This window comes from Nostoc sp. FACHB-133 (assembly GCF_014698055.1).
Classification (GTDB): Bacteria; Cyanobacteriota; Cyanobacteriia; order Cyanobacteriales; family Nostocaceae; genus Nostoc.
This window is the reverse complement of record NZ_JACJSH010000053.1, coordinates 20,406-37,273: the sequence shown is the minus strand read 5'-3', so window position 1 is coordinate 37,273 and position 16,868 is coordinate 20,406. Positions and strand designations below refer to the sequence as shown.

The following is a 16,868-nucleotide window of genomic DNA, read 5'->3' as shown; positions in this document are numbered from 1 at the left end:
TAGTTAAGCTTAACCAAGTTATAAATTCGTTAAGCTTAACTGTAAACTGTATTTATTCGTTACATTTCTGGTAAGTGCTTTTCTGTACGCACTCTAATGTTAAAATTGGGGATTTAGCAATCTCATCAGCAATCTTATTTTCCTCGTTTCTCTTATTACTTTCATCTCTCTTATCGTCCTCATCATTCTCAGCAATCAAGTCTAGTTCCTTGAAAAAGTCAAACCAATCTTGCTTTATAGCTTCTTGATAGTTGTTGGAATTTGAGGCAAACGAGTTCTGATGAGGTTGGCTTATTGGTTCGTAAGCCTTGACAAGCCAAGTAAAGGCATCATATAAGAGTCCGGATCGAGCATAAATATAATATCTTCGGGAAAGTAGAGCATTAGATGGCTCCACTGGAAATACCGATTTGTCTCGTGAAATTCTCTGAATCCAGCCAGTAACACTAGGATTTCTAGAAGGTTTATTTTCGTCACATATAATTGAGAAAAACCATTTGTATGGTTTATTAACTTCTAAACTTATTGGAAGTTTAACTTCAGCAATACCAGGTTCTTTAGGGAGTTTGAACAGAATTGGAGTTTCTCTAACAAGACCTTTGCTTTGGTATAAAAGTGCAAGCTTTGCATACTCTAGTTGTGATTGCTTATTATAACTATAGGGGATGTAGAACCACAAAGAAGGCTTCTCCTCTATAGTGTCACTCCGAATCCAGGTTACTTGAGAGGACTCTTGAGATATTGATTTAAGAGATGATCCCAGAGTTTCAGATGATAAAGAACTAAGTGGTAACAGTAGACTTGACTGTTTAATTGGAGGGATAAGTGCAATTAATCGTTTGTCTGTGTTTGTACTTTTATATGCTAGGTTAGGACAGTCTCCACGTCCTGCACCACCGTTTGCACGACTATCAGCTACTCCTCGTACATCTCGCCGTTGAAGACCAAGATAAGATAATATATCTTGCCAAATATTAGCTGCTAGAGTTGGCGAAGGGTAGCTGACTAAGAAAACCATTATGAGAGTACTGTTGAGAACAGTTTTAAAGCATCTAATGAATAAATGAGGCCAGAGCATAAATAACTTAGTAAGCTAAAAATGTTGTTGGGGTTTAATTTTTTTAGGAGATTGAAGCTCTACTAAAATTATTACTACTCCTACAGATAACGTAAATGCAGAAGTAGGAGAAAAGAATGGTATCCAACGCTTGGTTGAAAGACTAAAAAAGAGGTAACAGATAAGGTAAAAACTTAAAATACAAAAAAGATAACTTCCTCCTAATATAAATAAGAAATATCTAGATTTTTTGGATAACTGCGGTAAAATAGACCCAACAATTGAGCCAATGAGAATCAAAAGTATTTCATCTATACTAGAACCAACTTTCAGTAGAGGTCGTGGTGGTTGGTCTGAGACTGCACTCACAAGCTGACTCACCATTTGTGCTTGAAGATATAAACCCCGCATTTTTTCTCCTCCCTCTTTAGTACTAGAAAAGGGAGTAGCATGGGCAGCATCAAATCCCTCAGAGGGTGTTCCAATCAAAACAATTTTGTTTTTGATGTCATCGTCACTAATTTTACCATCTAATACGTCTTTAACACTAATTCTTTGAGCAAGATTATCAGGAGAATCTTTTGCGTCTTCTTTTACAAAACGATAATTCAGCAAAATTTGATAACCATTATAGTCATTCAATTTGTATCCACCTGATGTATGAGGAGCAAGCTGTTGTAAAACAGTATTCCCAGACTTGAGAAATTTATCTTTTACATCCATACTATACGGCTTGAACTTGTCATCTGTAGCCAAATATTTTTGAGCTACTTTGAAACTAAAGGATTCCATTTCTCCACTTTTATTATTCCTACATTTAGAATTTTTAGTTCTCTCAGTCTTTGGAGTTGGCATCGTCACAAGTTGTCTACGAATAACTCCAGTACTATCATCTAGCAGGTCACTCAACCCTACTTGTTCTATCGAAACATCAGTTTCAGGTGGAGGATCGACACCTTTATCTTTTTCTTTTAAAAAATAGGGAAATTTGCAAACAAAAATTAAAAGCTTGCTTTTTTCTTTGTTCTTAAACAATTCACTTAATTTAGGGTAATAAGCAGAAAAGTCACGATAAATATCTACGCCTACTACTCGAGGTTTTTTTTGAATTAGTTTATCTAGTAGTTGAAAGATAACCTTGTCTGACAAAGAAGCTGCATTTTGAGAAATTTCATATTTATTTTTATCAGAACTATAGTGTTTTCTATCATCATCAGTAATCTCAACGAGTAACAGTTTGCTATCTTGAGGCTCGGTTGGTTGATTTTGCATTATACGATCAAATAACAAAAGCTCTGATGCTTCAAATATTCCCATTACACGCATAACTATTACTAAAAGGGTTATTGGTACACTTGCAAAAAGCGTATTACGCAGGCTACGCCAAGGAATTTTAAATCGTCTTTTTGATGTTTGAGGTATGCTTATGTAATCTGATTTTGCTTCAATCGCCTTTCGGATTTCTTTTGCAACCTCTTTGAATGCTTCATCCTGATTTTGCCAACTTGTGATAGCTTCTTCATTTTTAGGAAGAGCTTGCAGATCACCAAACTGGGCACTTTTCCATTCACAAGGGCGTAGTAATACAGGAATAACACAAGCTTCTTTATCATTGTGCCTTCTCATAGCTAGTGTTACATCTCGCTGCCAGAGTTTCTCAGAAGCCAAAAAATCTGAACTAATTAGCAATAGAATAATACTAGCTGAATTTAGATGTCTTTCAATCTCATCAGCACTTACTTGTCCTGCACTAATTTCGCCTTCATGCCAATCATTAATAACTTTCTGATGCTTTAAAATACTTAAGTGATTGGCAAGTTTGTCGCGCAATTTTCTGTCTTCTTGAGAATAGGAAAAGAAAATTTCAATTGATTGTTTTTGCGCTAGTGTGAGCATAATTTTTCGTGTATTTAAATACGATGAAAACCTAAATAAACAGATAGGTTAAGCTTGATTCAACAGCTTCTTATAAAATAATGTTACTATTATTTTCAAGAATAAAGCCTATATTTGGGAACCTTGCATTTACTAAATGCCAGCACTTTGTTTAACTCTCAGAAAAAGTACGAGAATTATGAATACACTTTACAGATTAAGCTTTTCTACTTAACTCTTGCACAACTCGGCTGATACCTCTGGCAATATCTGCAAATGCCAGGTCGTGATTTGTCCAATTTGTTACGGGTTCTGCATTTTTGGGTAACGCTTGCAGTTTCCCAAATGGAGCTTTATGCCAATCTACCTCACGCAGAATTATTGGAATCACACGGGCTTCTCTTGCCTCATGCCTTTGCATTGCCCGCTTTAATTCCACACTCCAGCAGAAGTCAGATGCCAAAAAATCGGAACTAACCAGTAGCAAAATGATCTGGGCTGAATTCAACTGCTTTTCAATCTCACTTTTCCATTCATCCCCAGCTGAGATGTCGCGGTCATACCAGGCTTTAATCACCTCTTGTCGCTCCAGAAGTCTGAGATGCTTTGCCAGTTCATCTCTCAATTTCTCATCCTCATGAGCGTAAGAGAAAAAAACTTCAATCGCTCGATTTTCCGGTTGAGATACAGATTCTGGCTGAACAGGAGGTGGTTCTAAAGTGAAAATCTTCTGAGCCACACTGTCAGCTATTTGTGGCTTTTTAAGCAAAACTGGTGTTAGATGTTCTTCAATTCCTGCTAATTGGATAGCAGCACAACCTAAATTGTAAGCAAATTCTATGGATTCTCCTGCTCCCAAAGCATCATAGAAACCCACTGCAAATTCAATAGCAGCTCTGTCGCCGATCGCCTTTCTCATACCAATGACATAGTTAATATCTTGAGCGATCGCCTTTGCCTGCTCCTCAGAATAGCAACCATTCAACACCACACACTCAATCTGATTGGCAAATAGTTTAAACAAGCCAGCTAGGGCGGCTCCACTTACTAACTTGGATTGCCCAATCTCATCCTCAAAGACTAATCCCTCTTCCCCTTTACCATGTCCTGAAAAATGAATTATTTGCGGTTTGATATCTAACAATGCCCGTTGGATATCCCTTGGACGGACTGCTAACTTTTGCTCTAGACTAAATTGGTCACGCTTTTGGGCACGCCGTAATCCTTCCTCAATGTCTCGCAGTTCTTCATCTAGACGCAGGGGCGGGGTATTTTTAGGATTGGCTGCTAGAATCAGTATTTTTTTCACTGGAGTTTTGTTTTCCATAATTTTGGTTCCTTAAACCAATTTTGATCATGCTCTTTCGGACTTTAATGAGGCGGTTTCTGAGCTTCCCATGTCTGCAATAGTGGATGCCACTTGGACAGGAACGGACGCAACCCATTATTCAAAACTGCGATCGCAATTCCTCCAACTGAATCACGAGATGCACCAACATCTGGACCACCTTCTTTGAGAACTTGCCGCGTTACAGGAAACAAATTGTATAAAGATGTTAAAGCTTCTCGTAAAAGGCCGTTATCAGCTTCCAATGACTGCACAGCAATGCGTGTTATAAGTTCAACATAAAATGACCATGCTGCCCTACGTTCTGTTGGTCGGCTTCCCATTCTACTGAGCCAATACCGAAGGGTAGGCTGAAAGCTACTTTCTTTATTTTCGCTGGATCAGATTTAGGCATAAATTGGCCGCAAGTACTATAATATTTACTCAATAAAATAATGTGGCTAAAAAACTCTAATTCCTGGCAGTTTCTTGCCTTTTCGACTCACCAGCAAAGGAAGCTTCATTAGCTTTTAACCATTGCTCAACTAATTCAGTTCTCACTTGGCTCATCTTCAGCCCACGTAAAGCGCAAGCTGCATGAAACTGCTTCTTTAATTCGTCTGCAATACTTATATGCATAGCGGTTATTCTAAGTAGTGTCTACACAAAGCTACAAATGCACAAAACCTGATTCCAGATTGATATTAGCAATATTCAGTATATTTACGATAGGAGCTAAAATCAGGACAAACGTATCTGAAGCATAAGAATCCTTTAATAACAAGGATTTCGGCGTTTTCAATTTAGCCGATTTTTTCATCAGTATCCTTATGCCGTAAGGGTTTCAGAAATACCGTGCGTTTGCCCTGATTTTGCTTTGATGATTTTAACACCCCCAACACCTGCAAAATCTCCCTAACTGCTGCTTTCTACCGCTCCATCTCCTGAACGCGATTCAGTAAACGCTTTGGATATACTTCGGTGACTTGAGGTTGCGACCGCTCTGACTCCAAAACTCATAGTGGTAGTAAGCCTGTGGGTAATCCCTGCCGTTTCTAGTAATTGTTCGCTACAAGATGCTATCGCTCCCCTCACCCTTGTGCTGTCGCGTTTTACTAGGGGATATCTCATTACTAGGGCTAATCTCTGGTATTTAGTCTTTACTAGGGTTTATCTGCTTATCCCCTAGTAATTTTTTAGGGATGTACTTTGTCCTTTTTTCCCGTTTTCCCTAAGCGTGATAATAAGCCTGGGGGTATGTATTCCTTACCGTTCTTGATTATGGTGCGGCAGTAAATACAGCCGTTGCCTTCACCCTTTCGTCGGCGATTTTTACTAGGGTTCTTACTGGGGGATATCTGCAATTGAGATGAGTTTTTACCAGGGCTATAACTCATTTGCCCTAGTCCAGATTTCTCAACAGATGCGATCGCATCCTTAGTTGCTGCTTTCATAACCTAATTTAGAACAAATTCCCCTAACAAAAGGCGATCGCTGTCCTTGGTTGTTGCATAGTAATACAAAGTTGATGACATGAACGGTCATGCCACCTTTCTGTAGGGTACTTTATTACTGCTTACAACAATAAATCTAAAATGTTATGCTGGCAAGTAGCAACGGTAAAAAAATTACTACAATGATAGATATTGAACATATTGCTACATTCAAATGGGGTAATAAACAAGCCAAAAAATTAACGGAATTACGCGGAAATATCCCACGCCGTCAGCTTGAGCAAAAAACTACTGAACTTGGGCAAAAGGTTGCACATCAATATATTCAGCAATTAGAACAGCCTGAATATTACGCTACCCGCCTCAAAAGTGGAACAATCACTGTTTCAGTAGAGGTTGTTAACGTTTTGTGTGAAGCACTGAATGCTGATATTACTGATTTTTTCGATACTGCTAAAATAATTACTGTTACTGCTTGACATTTGTCCGTTGGCAACGGTAAAATAGAAACATACAAAACAAAAGGCGACCGCTCAAGTTTCGTAGGCTCTGCGATCGCCCTTTGACCCTTTTTACAGGAAACTTCATTATGACCCATGTAAGGTATACACAGCAAGCCCTTTCCCGCCATAATCTCCCCCGTCTCAAAAGAATCGCTGCCGAACTCGGCGTTACACCCAGAGGAGACAAAAGAGCGGCTGACACTTGGGTAAACGCAATCATCACCCACCAATCCACTCAGCTTCAGAAAGTTGACAACCAAGCCGCAGCCCAAGCCGAACTCGACAACTACATCGCAACCCAAGCCCAAGTTGTAGCTCCCGAACCCCTCACAATAGTTGAAATCTCTTTTGACCATCACGAATATTACGCTGATGACAAACTGGTAGCCAGCATCACCTATGACAACAACCACTTAACCCAACGCTGGGTAGTCATAGTCAACGATAAAGAAGTATTCCGTGCCAACACTGTAATGCGTTGCGATCGCTTCATCTGCACTCACTATAAAGATGGCTCATTACCTGTGCAGGAACAAGAAGCAACACCCCCCACGACTGAAAACCAAATCATGGCGCATATCTTCAACGAGTGCCAGAATTACGGGTTTGAAATTCTCGATGATGGCATTTACAACAACAACGGCGTGAAACTGGGGCAAGTCGGATGCACTGACGGGAACTGGTGGGTGAAGAGGCGTTATTCAGTCCAGCAGCAGTATTCTAACTCTGTGTTTGATGCTGTGCGCTCATTGTCAATGCTGGATGTGTCTAATGGTGGTAAATCCATTTTTGATGAATATTTTTTCGAGCAACCCTTAGAACAGCTAACTGGCGATAGATTGCAACGACTGCTGGAGAGAGCGGAGTTAGTCACAGCGTAATTCAGTAGTCAGAATCCAGGAGTCAGGAGTCAGTAAAAAAACAAAGAGCAGGGTGCAGAAGTTAATAAAATCTGCCTTCTTTTCTCCTCTTTTTCCCACCTCTTCCCGAAATTCTGACTTCTGAATTCTTCTCTCATTTTCCCTTCATTCACCTATTCATCTATGCAACCGACAATCTCGATCCCACAACACTGGCCCTACCCTCGCTTTAACTTGGAACAGCGTACACAACAGGGCATCATCCTGGGACTTTATTACTATCCTTTGGGTACAGAGTTGGCTGAACAATTTGATGATGGTTGGCGCTATGTGCTGATGCCTAACAAAAACTCTAACGAAACATCGTACTTGCAAGAGGAGCAAATCCAACCGCTCACACCAGAAGAATTATTCTTAGAAATTACCGCAGAGATTGAGTTTTATCAAAGTCAAATAGCAATTCTGCAACAACAGTTAGCCGTAGTAACTGGAGGTTTCACAAATGCCTAAGACGGTTGACAACAGCTTTGACCGCAGAGCCAATCATTTGCTGCGTTTACTTCAACTTTGTGGTGGTTGTGTTCCTCTACACTCTCTCGAATGCCAAGTTTCAAATTCAGTCATTCAAACACTACTGGATAGAGAAATGGTGCAAGTGCAGAACACGGGACGCGGTTTTTTGTTAGAGATTGCCGAGGATTTTTAACTCTTAACCGAAGAGGAACCAATTATGAAACTTTACGCTAAAACCATTCCACAGACTTTACCCGATTGGGCAACCACCGTTACACAGAGCGCAGATTTGATTGAGATTGAAATCAACGATGAACACCCTAATTTTCAATCTCTGCTTGAAGAATTAGAAACCGAGATTGAACCAGGAATCAGGGGAGTGAAAGCAGAAGATTTATGTTTCAGGCTGGGCATTGAAATGTCTAACCCCAACCTCCAGCAATTAGTTGAACAAGCTCAAACTTTGATATCCCTTGTTGCTACGCACCCAGACTATAAACAACTGTTGGACGAGGGATATCAACCTGATTTAAATATTGCCGATGCTAGCACTGCCCTAACTTATCTGGAATGGGAGTTAGACCGGAATCAACAGCCTTCTCTTTAGTACAAAAGCAATCGTCTGAATGTAGTCAATATTCAAACGATTGCTACTACGTAAAGTTGCTTTCCGCTACAGAATTCCCATTATTGCACACAGAACACCAATCAATGAAACATTAACCGAGGTGAAACATGACTACTGAAATCAAACTAGGTTTATGCAACCCTCCCGAACCCATCTATTTATATGTTAAAAATGCCGAGTTAGGTGGAGAATCTTACCTGTGGTATCACTACGATATTGAACGGGATAAAACCATCCCTGTTTCCCAAAGAGCATTAACTGGTTATCTGTCTGAACTGCGATTTACAACTAAAGAGTTCAAAGGCAAGGACAATCTGAAGCTCGATATTGTAGTGAGTGCTGATGAAGTTTATGTCATCAGAAGTGGTGTTGAAACAAACTTCACCAAAAGCTTTCTCTTGGCTGCATCAGGTGTACAGGATTTTTCTAAGCCACTGATTATTGCTGCTAATGCTGGTGAACAAAATACCGTTTTCTGTAATCTTTATGATGCAGTAACTAAAAGCAGAATTGAAAGAGAATGGAATAAAAATGCTGATTGGGCAAGCATCATTCGTAATATTCAATCCCGCTTAGGTGGCACATCCTCAACTATACCATCTATAGCAGAAACCCTAGTAGCTCCAGCAAAACTCAGCGTAGTCCCTCAACCAGTACCGACTCAAGACTTGCGAGTTAAAAATATTCGCACTTTGCTTGATTATCCGCTTGATTTGGTCAAAGAGTGGTTGCAATTTCAGGATGTTGACCGCCCAAGTCTACTTGATATTAACCAGATTAATGAACTAATCAAAACCATGTGTTTGGCTTGGGCAGCAGGCAAGTGTGAATACCCCAGTCATGCCGAATCTTCGTATCAAAATCAAGTTGTTGATGCTGTTGGTAATGGTGCTGATGAATTAACGGCAATCAACAGATGGATGCAACAGGTGCAAGCAGCAAAAGCTGGAGCAGTGTAAATCAGAAGTCAGGATTCAGAATACAGAATAATTCTGATTTCTGAATCCTCAATTAATCAGATGGGAATAAAAGCCATGAAAGTCATTGTCACAGTAGTAGATAAAATCATCAGCGAAGCGCACCTAAATATTCCCGATGGACTGTCAGAGTCGGCAATTAAGCAGCACATTACAGACCTCTATAACAGTGGTGAGATGCTGATTGATTTGAATATTGCTCAGGTAGAGTTTGAATCTATCAGCGCTCAAATTGTACAAGGAAAGACTGACACACATTCTATCTCTGCATCAAGAGGGGAGGTGAGATTATGAGTATCAAATGGACTGACGAAGAACTCGCAATTATTGAGGCGAAAGCTGAAGTCTATACAGTCAAACAAATAGCTTCAATCCTAAAAAGACGAGGATATGAACGCACACCAATTGCAATTTACCTGAAGTTAAACAACTTAGGTTATTCAGCCCGTCCCACTCTTGATAACTATTCTTGCAAAGAAATTGCTCAAGTTCTTCAATTGAATTTCTCAACTGTCACAAGGTGGGTGAAAAGAGGATGGCTCAAAGCTACAAGACGCTCTGCCAGACATTACCAAATTCGGAGATGGCATTTAAAAGAGTTTTTTGATCACCCGCCACAATCAATAAAAAAACGCATTGCTGCTCTTGATGTTGAAGCGATTAATTACCTATTAGGGAGAAAAGCATGATTGACCACATTAACGCACTTCAAACAAGCTGGTATCTTTCTCCACCTTGGGGACAAACAATTCCACCTGTTGCAGTTAATTTACTAGAGAGAGTTTTTCTCCGCACAACAAGAACATTTGGTTACTGCTGCGGTATGCAATGGAAACACGAATGTTGGATTTATTCAATTGATTGCGGAAAAGAAATACTCCACGCTACACAAAACCAAATCATCGGGACGGGAGAATTAAAAAGCATCACTGTGCAAAAACCTGCTTTCGTTTTGGGTGAAAGAGTAATCCTCTGCTCTCACGACAAAGGAACAAAGCAACGGCTGGTTTTGGGGATTGCGCTGGTGCATAATTCTTGGTTTTACCTTGTTGAATTGATGTCACCAAAGTTAATTAAGACACCGACTATATCGAATCGTTTCTCATTAGTTGGTGAAAAAAGTTTGGTGCGGGTAAATGTTTGAGTTTCTTAGATTGCAATTCCTCTTTTTTCACTGTTTGAGCAATAACCAGGGAGTTAATTATGTTGATACACAAATGGCGTGACTCAGATATTAACCAAATGCCAGAAGTTGGGCAGCTAGGCAAATACAGCATACCCAAAGGCTACGTAAATGCAACTCAGATGTGCCATGCAAATAATAAGTCTTGGGGGCATTACAAAGAAAGAAAGTCCACAAAAGTTTACTGGACAGCACTTTCAAACGACATCGGAATCCCGATATCGTCTCTTGTCATCGAAGTTGATGGCTATGGCAGTTCTCAAGGTACTTGGATTCATCCAGAAATCGCCGTTGATTTAGCTCAGTGGGTTTCTGTCGAGTTCCGCATCTGGGCCAACAGAACCTTAATGAAAGTGATGATGAGTCAAGAGCCTGTACAGCAGCAGTCAATGACTCAAGTTCAGTTACTTGCTGCTCTAGCACAACAACTGGCAGAGCAAGAACAGCATTTACTCCAACAACAGCAGCAACAGACTGAAATTTTGCACCGTCTCAAAGCGGTTGAAGTTGAGCAAGACAGGGTAAACACACCATGCGGACATAAATATAGTGTTGTTGGTTTTGCCAATCTTCAAGGTTTAGAAATATCAGTAAAAGAAGCCGGTACTAAAGGTAGAAATGCAAGTGCATTGTGTCGAAAACAAGGGATAGAAATAGAACGCATTCATGACCCACGTTTTGGAAAAGTTGGTTTGTATCCAGAAAGTGTGTTAATTGAGGTTTTCTCTACTGGTCAAAACTAACAGCAATTGTCTTCAAAATACTTTCAATAGTAGGAGAAAAGTATCATGCAACAACTCAATTTATTCACTGAATCAACTCCAGTTCTTCCAGTCACCTATTACCCTGGTTTCTTAAGCCTTGAACAAGCCAATGAACTTTACCAACACTGCTTGAAACTGGAGTGGCAGCAAAATCAAATCACGATCGCGGGTAAAACAATGCCCGTCCCTCGCCTCGAATGTATTTATGGTGATGCCAGATGTGATTATCTTTACTCCAACAGCGTGTTTTTAAAACCCCTAACTTGGACAGACAATCTGGCCAAGTTACGCGACTCCATTACCAAATTGACTGGCTACAAATTCCGCATCGTCATCGGAAATCAGTACCGCAGTGGACAGGACAGCATCGGCTGGCACACAGACAACGAACCATCGATGGGATCTAACCCTGCGATTGCATCGCTAAGCCTGGGATCATGTCGCAAATTCCAAATTAAGCCGAGAGATGGTAAACCCACTGACTTTTGGCTGGAACACGGCAGCTTACTTGTGATGCACCCTGGTTGTCAATCAACTCACCTTCACCAAGTCCCCAAAACAAACAAAGTGGTTAGTACGCGGATTAACCTCACATTTCGACCACACACGGGAGGCGAGAGATAAAGCTGTAGCTGGCTTTTGAGGATTTCATAGCCAGCAAAAGTATCGCAAAAAGTTTGAACTGGCGGCACAGACTCAAGTGCCGCTCCATTTTCATGCGTCAAAAAAGAGAGGAAATATGCGTATAATCGAATCTGATTCTCAAGCTCTACACTTACAAGAATGGCTCAACAGTTGCGTTGACGAAGAAATCATTGCTCTGAATGTGCGATCGCTGTCTGACACCGCCCCTTACGAATATCTGCTCTACAGTCCCAAAATCTCCCGTCGCAATGATGGACGATTACGCGATCGCGATTTGAAGAAATACCAGCACATTGAACTTGGCGGCTGGTGGTGCAATGGCGTTGACCCCCTCAACGATTACAAATTAATGATGTGGGGCTGTTTCAAACCAGACCATCCCCGACGCGACCGCCAGAAGATCCATAAACTCATCAAGTATGAACACCCCTACAGAGAAGAAACACGCGCCTTCTTCCTCATAGTACCGAATCGCATTTGGGTGAAAGTCTCAAATCGCTCTGGTATCCCCATCAGCGAAGAAGATTTGCAGCACCCTGGCGGCTTTTGGCACTGGGTTTGGCAGCATAATGTCCCAGTGACGATTGTCGAAGGGGTCAAAAAAGCAGGAGCATTACTAACTGCTGGTTATGCTGCGATCGCAATTCCCGGTGTTAACGCTGGATACCGCACACCCCATGATGAGTACGGTACTGCTATTGGTAAACCCTTTCTGATTCCCGATTTGAAACATTTTGCAACACAGGGCAGACAGGTCAACATCTGCTTTGACCAAGACAACAAACCTGAAACAGTCCAGCGAGTCAGAACCGCTATCAGTCGCATGGGACGGCTGCTGGTAAATGAGGGTTGTTCCCTGCGGGTGATTGATTTACCGCTAGGGGCAGAGAAAGGGGTTGATGATTTTATCTATGCCTTGGGTCAGCCAGCATTTGACGCACTCTACAATACAGCCGTTGCACTGGAGTTGTGGGAGATTAAGCTGTTTACTCTGCTGACTTATCCGCCAGCGATCGCACTCAACCAAAGATTCTTGGGCCAGCTTCTCGTCCCCGAAAGCGAAAAACTGATTATCCTCAAGGCTCCCAAAGGTACTGGTAAAACCGAATGGCTTGCAACTGAGGTGGCGAAAGCACATGACCTTGGACGTAGGGTGTTAATCATCACCCATCGGATTCAACTGGGTGAGGCATTGTGCAATCGCTTTGGTGTTAACTATGTTACCGAAGTCCGCACGAATGAAACAGGCACATTATTAGGATATGGGGTGTGCGTTGATTCGCTGCATCAAGAAAGTCAGGCGCGATTCAACCCTAATGACTGGTCAAATGATGTCATTATTATTGATGAATGCGACCAAGTATTCTGGCATTTGCTCAACTCTGGTACAGAAGTGCAAAAACGTCGGGTATCCGTTCTCAAAAACCTCAAACAACTGGTACAGAATGTTTTAGGCAGCAGTCAAGGAAAGATTTACTTGTCTAGTGCCGATGTTTCCGACACAGATGTAAAGTATGTTTTATCACTTGCTGGAGAATATCGGGTTAATCCCTTCGTTATCGTCAACAATTATCGGCACGTAGCAGGCAACTGTTACAACTACTCTGGCACTAACCCGAAAAACCTCATCGCCGCACTGGACAAGGCGATAGCTTTTGGTGGGCATCATTTACTATGTTGCTCTGCTCAAAAAGCTAAGTCTAAATGGGGAACCCAGGCACTTGAGGAACGTTTTCGCCGCAAATTCCCACACCTGCGAATCCTGCGAATAGACAGCGAATCCGTTGCTGACCCCTCTCATGCGGCTTTCGGTTGTATCGCTCACCTGAACGAAATTCTCACCCAGTATGATTTGATTATCGCCTCCCCAAGTCTTGAAACTGGAGTATCTATCGACATTCGAGGACATTTTGATGGTGTCTGGGGGATTTTTCAGGGAGTGCAGCCGGTTAACTCTGTGCGGCAGATGTTAGCAAGGGTTAGGGAAACTGTTGACCGTCACATTTGGGTCAGAGAGTGGGGTATGGGCTTTGTGGGCAATGGCTCTACAACGATAGGAGGATTGCTCAGAAGTCAACACGTTGCAACACAAGCTAACATTGCGCTATTGTCGGCGGCGGATAATGATGACTATAGCTTTATTGAGCAGAATTTTCAGCCCGAATCTTTGCAGACTTGGGGTAAGCGTGGTTCTGTGATTAATGTAGAAATGCGGCGTTATCGAGAGTCTGTGCTTGCGGGTTTGGTCGAAGATGGGTACACCGTTATTGATACTGACGATGCTGATGACGATGAGGGTGGGGCTGTAATCGAGTCGGTTAAAGCGGCAAGTCAGGAATTGTATACTGCTGAGTGTCAGGCGATCGCGGATTCTCCAACCATCTCTGATGCCGAACTCAAAAAGCTGCAAGACACAAGGGCGAAAACGAAAACCGAACGACATCAGCAGCGCAAAGCGGAATTGTCCCGTCGTTACGAAATTGACGTAACCCCTGATTTGGTCGAGAAAGATAATGACGGCTGGTATCCTCAACTGAGAATGCACTATTATTTGACACTGGGGCGAGAGTTTCTGACCACCCGTGATGCTAAACGGGCTAAAGCGCAATTGGAAGCTGGGGAGAATTCGGTTTGGAAACCAGATTTTAACAAGGGGCAAATGTTGCCGGCTGTACTGTTACTCGAAAATCTGAATCTGTTGCAGTTTCTTACACCAGATGTTCAGTTACGTGGCAGCGACGAGAAGATGGTGGAGTTTAAAGCCCTGGCTGTAACGCATCGGCACGTTATCAAGAATTACTTGAATGTTAGTATCTCGGAAAAACTTACCCCGATAGCGATCGCACAGAAACTACTTGCGAAGATTGACTTGAAGTTGGATTACGTTGGTCGGTTGGGTAAGCGTGAAAATCGGGAGTGCGTTTATCAGTTTGTTGCCCCTGATGATCAGCGTGATTCGATTTTTGGGCAGTGGTTCAATCGGGATGAATTATTTCAAAGTGAGTCGGTGTCAGTCACGAATAATATAAAGTTACAAACACCAGGTATTGACACAACATCACTATCCATATCGCACAATACTGAAGTGGTGTCAGGCACTAATAATATAGTCTTTGCAACACCACTCAGTGACACAGCACCACGTACCCCAGAAAATATCGCGATTCTTGGATGGAAGGGGCTGATGGTGAAAATGCAGCTTGGGCTAAATAGCGCTGGCTCGTTCTACAATCAGTTAATCTCCCAAGTTGGCTCTTCTGTTGGGGTGGCTGATGGTGAGCCTTACTGGAATGGCTATCTGGGGCAGTGGCAGATTTGGGTTAACTATGCTGACGGGTGTAGGTCTATAGTGTGCGATTGGTTGGTGGGGGTATAGGTCATTCCTCACAAAGCCAGACTTTTACCACATAATTGCTAAAATTCGTATCCTCTTCCCACCCAATAATGCCAGTCAGCTATAACTTGGGCGGTTTGTTCGTCAACATCAATGGGGTTAATTTCCGATAGACGTGCGGAAAAAATATCGTCAATGGTTCCCTCTTCGTATTGCACTTCTACGAACATATCGTGGGAACAATCATCTGTTGGAGACATTTCTCTTACTTCAACATTTCTGACTTCGGGACGCTTGCGGCTAATCCACTGTGCTTGGAAGGGAAAATTCATGTTCTCAGCGAGGTAATAGTACCATCCTATCGCGCGTTCTTCTTCTCCGTAGGCATCAACAATAGCTTCCATATCAATGCGTTCTTCTCGGTTTTCGTCTCGTTCTAGCTTTGACATAGCTTTGACTTTTCATCCTGATAAAGTTATGCCTTACAATACAGTGCAATTGATGCTGATTTAATGGCAATACCCATAAATCAATTTTGTCAGATATCTCAAAGATATCTGGATAACTGGATGGTTAGTCTTAATTTACAGGGCGAGTGTAAATCTGTCGTGTGTAGGATAGTGGCGTTGTACAGCAGTATTACTTTCAATTGTCCCTGTGTTTACCATAAATAATATAATCATCTCTTCTGCTGGAATGAAAACAGAGGGTATTGGGTATGATTGACCACGACCGCCTTTTCAAAGAATTACTATCTACATTTTTTATTGAGTTTCTCGATTTATTTTTGCCTCAAGTAGTCAGCCAAATAGAGCGTGATTCTATTCAGTTTTTACCCCAAGAAGTGTTTACTGATGTCACCTCTGGCGAAAAAAAGGAAATTGATTTACTGGCTCAATGCCGCTTCGAGCAGCAAGATACTTGTTTTCTCATTCACGTTGAAAATCAGTCTTATACTGAGACAGCTTTTGCCAAGCGAATGTTTAAGTATTTTGCGCGTCTCCATGAAAAATATGATTTAGCGATTTACCCAGTTGTGATTTTTTCTTTTGATGAACCACTACGTCCTGAACCTCAAAATTATCGTGTAACATTTGGCGACTTTAAAGTGCTGGAATTTCAGTTTGCTGCTATCCAATTAAATCGTTTAAGTTGGCGAGATTTTTTAACACAGCCAAATCCGGTGGCAGCAGCACTTATGTCAAAAATGAATATTCGCCGTGAGGAACGTCCGCAGGTGAAGGCAGAATGCTTGCGGCTGCTGGCAACTCTCAAGTTAGACCCAGCACGAATGCAATTGATTTCGGGGTTTGTTGATACGTATTTGTGCCTGGACGATATTGAAAAGCAAGTCTTTCAATCGGAAATCAGTACAATGGGATTAGATGAGCAGGAAGAAATTATGGAAATTGTAACCAGCTGGCAACAGGAAGGCGCTCAGAAAACAAGAGAAGAGATTGCATTGAATTTACTGCGCGAGGGTATGGCGACTGAAGCAATTGTGCGAGTAACACAGTTAACTTTAGAGCAAGTACAGCAGTTACAGGCACAGCTGTCTCAAGACAATTAGTCTCAGTATTTTTTAGTGTTAATTTACACTATAATCCCCTTTTGCGTTTCCAACAGCGATATCACTCAAAAGCCGCAGATTCGTCTACTTATGAATCACACTCACATGCTTTGATTAAAAAAACTATAAAAAATTTGATATTAGGACGCAGTGTATGATCAGTGAGGTGTCCTTTTCC

The 16,868-nt window shown here is 41.7% G+C and carries 19 protein-coding genes and 1 pseudogene; 13 read left to right on the top strand and 7 right to left on the bottom strand.

Annotation, left to right across the window (positions count from 1 at the left end):
- Nucleotides 1-52: 52 nt before the first annotated feature.
- The 6 genes and pseudogenes from H6G86_RS29525 to H6G86_RS29500 form a co-directional block, all read right to left on the bottom strand.
- Complete coding sequence (locus tag H6G86_RS29525) at nt 53-1,018, bottom strand: DUF928 domain-containing protein (protein ID WP_190937287.1); 966 nt, start codon at nt 1,016-1,018, stop codon at nt 53-55.
- Between the two features lie 75 nt (nt 1,019-1,093).
- Entirely contained in the window at nt 1,094-2,953 is a 1,860-nt protein-coding gene (locus H6G86_RS29520; RefSeq protein ID WP_190937286.1) for a CHASE2 domain-containing protein, read from the bottom strand.
- A gap of 196 nt (nt 2,954-3,149) precedes the next feature.
- The gene (locus H6G86_RS29515) at nt 3,150-4,259 is read right to left on the bottom strand and encodes a TIR domain-containing protein (RefSeq protein WP_199338469.1); all 1,110 of its coding nucleotides are present in this window, start codon (nt 4,257-4,259) and stop codon (nt 3,150-3,152) included.
- 47 nt (nt 4,260-4,306) lie between these two features.
- Nucleotides 4,307-4,674 (bottom strand): annotated as a pseudogene (locus tag H6G86_RS29510) (hypothetical protein); the annotation flags it as partial.
- A 56-nt stretch (nt 4,675-4,730) separates the two neighbouring features.
- Entirely contained in the window at nt 4,731-4,898 is a 168-nt protein-coding gene (locus tag H6G86_RS29505; RefSeq protein ID WP_190937285.1) for a plasmid partition protein ParG, read from the bottom strand.
- Nucleotides 4,899-5,455: 557 nt separating this feature from the next.
- The gene (locus tag H6G86_RS29500) at nt 5,456-5,713 is read right to left on the bottom strand and encodes a hypothetical protein (protein WP_190937284.1); all 258 of its coding nucleotides are present in this window, start codon (nt 5,711-5,713) and stop codon (nt 5,456-5,458) included.
- Nucleotides 5,714-5,859: 146 nt separating this feature from the next.
- On the opposite strand from H6G86_RS29500, the gene H6G86_RS29495 reads away from it, so the two are divergent.
- From H6G86_RS29495 to H6G86_RS29440, 12 genes are all read left to right on the top strand, one after another.
- Nucleotides 5,860-6,192: a hypothetical protein gene (locus H6G86_RS29495; RefSeq protein WP_190937283.1), complete on the top strand. Its 333-nt coding sequence runs from the start codon at nt 5,860-5,862 to the stop codon at nt 6,190-6,192.
- 110 nt (nt 6,193-6,302) lie between these two features.
- Nucleotides 6,303-7,097 carry a hypothetical protein gene (locus H6G86_RS29490; RefSeq protein ID WP_190937282.1) on the top strand — a complete coding sequence of 265 codons (795 nt, stop codon included), beginning with the start codon at nt 6,303-6,305 and terminating at the stop codon, nt 7,095-7,097.
- Between the two features lie 162 nt (nt 7,098-7,259).
- Entirely contained in the window at nt 7,260-7,586 is a 327-nt protein-coding gene (locus tag H6G86_RS29485; RefSeq protein WP_190937281.1) for a hypothetical protein, read from the top strand.
- Nucleotides 7,579-7,782 (top strand): hypothetical protein, encoded by a 204-nt coding sequence (locus H6G86_RS29480; protein WP_190937280.1) that lies wholly within the window; start codon nt 7,579-7,581, stop codon nt 7,780-7,782. The genes H6G86_RS29485 and H6G86_RS29480 overlap by 8 nt, the downstream gene beginning before the upstream one ends.
- A gap of 24 nt (nt 7,783-7,806) precedes the next feature.
- Complete coding sequence (locus H6G86_RS38990; protein WP_242065033.1) at nt 7,807-8,196, top strand: hypothetical protein; 390 nt, start codon at nt 7,807-7,809, stop codon at nt 8,194-8,196.
- A 128-nt stretch (nt 8,197-8,324) separates the two neighbouring features.
- Nucleotides 8,325-9,176 carry a hypothetical protein gene (locus tag H6G86_RS29470; protein ID WP_190937279.1) on the top strand — a complete coding sequence of 284 codons (852 nt, stop codon included), beginning with the start codon at nt 8,325-8,327 and terminating at the stop codon, nt 9,174-9,176.
- Between the two features lie 75 nt (nt 9,177-9,251).
- A complete protein-coding gene (locus H6G86_RS29465; protein WP_190937278.1) occupies nt 9,252-9,488 on the top strand; it encodes a hypothetical protein in 237 nt (78 codons plus the stop codon).
- On the top strand, nt 9,485-9,883 hold the full coding sequence (locus H6G86_RS29460) for a helix-turn-helix domain-containing protein (RefSeq protein WP_242065032.1): 399 nt from the start codon (nt 9,485-9,487) through the stop codon (nt 9,881-9,883). The genes H6G86_RS29465 and H6G86_RS29460 overlap by 4 nt, the downstream gene beginning before the upstream one ends.
- Nucleotides 9,880-10,338, top strand: coding sequence for a DUF1392 domain-containing protein (locus tag H6G86_RS29455; RefSeq protein ID WP_190937277.1), 459 nt, complete (start codon nt 9,880-9,882; stop codon nt 10,336-10,338). Before H6G86_RS29460 ends, H6G86_RS29455 begins: the two co-directional genes overlap by 4 nt.
- Nucleotides 10,339-10,397: 59 nt before the next feature.
- On the top strand, nt 10,398-11,120 hold the full coding sequence (locus tag H6G86_RS29450) for a KilA-N domain-containing protein (RefSeq protein WP_190937276.1): 723 nt from the start codon (nt 10,398-10,400) through the stop codon (nt 11,118-11,120).
- Between the two features lie 45 nt (nt 11,121-11,165).
- Nucleotides 11,166-11,765, top strand: coding sequence for an alpha-ketoglutarate-dependent dioxygenase AlkB family protein (locus H6G86_RS29445; RefSeq protein WP_190937275.1), 600 nt, complete (start codon nt 11,166-11,168; stop codon nt 11,763-11,765).
- A gap of 115 nt (nt 11,766-11,880) precedes the next feature.
- The gene (locus tag H6G86_RS29440; protein ID WP_190937274.1) at nt 11,881-15,162 is read left to right on the top strand and encodes a plasmid replication protein, CyRepA1 family; all 3,282 of its coding nucleotides are present in this window, start codon (nt 11,881-11,883) and stop codon (nt 15,160-15,162) included.
- Nucleotides 15,163-15,200: 38 nt separating this feature from the next.
- On the opposite strand, the gene H6G86_RS29435 is transcribed toward H6G86_RS29440, so the two are convergent.
- Nucleotides 15,201-15,569: a calcium-binding protein gene (locus H6G86_RS29435; protein ID WP_190937273.1), complete on the bottom strand. Its 369-nt coding sequence runs from the start codon at nt 15,567-15,569 to the stop codon at nt 15,201-15,203.
- A 269-nt stretch (nt 15,570-15,838) separates the two neighbouring features.
- Between H6G86_RS29435 and H6G86_RS29430 the strand changes: the two genes are divergently transcribed.
- Nucleotides 15,839-16,690, top strand: a complete 852-nt coding sequence (locus tag H6G86_RS29430) for an Rpn family recombination-promoting nuclease/putative transposase (protein WP_190937272.1) — start codon at nt 15,839-15,841, stop codon at nt 16,688-16,690.
- Nucleotides 16,691-16,868 lie beyond the last annotated feature (178 nt).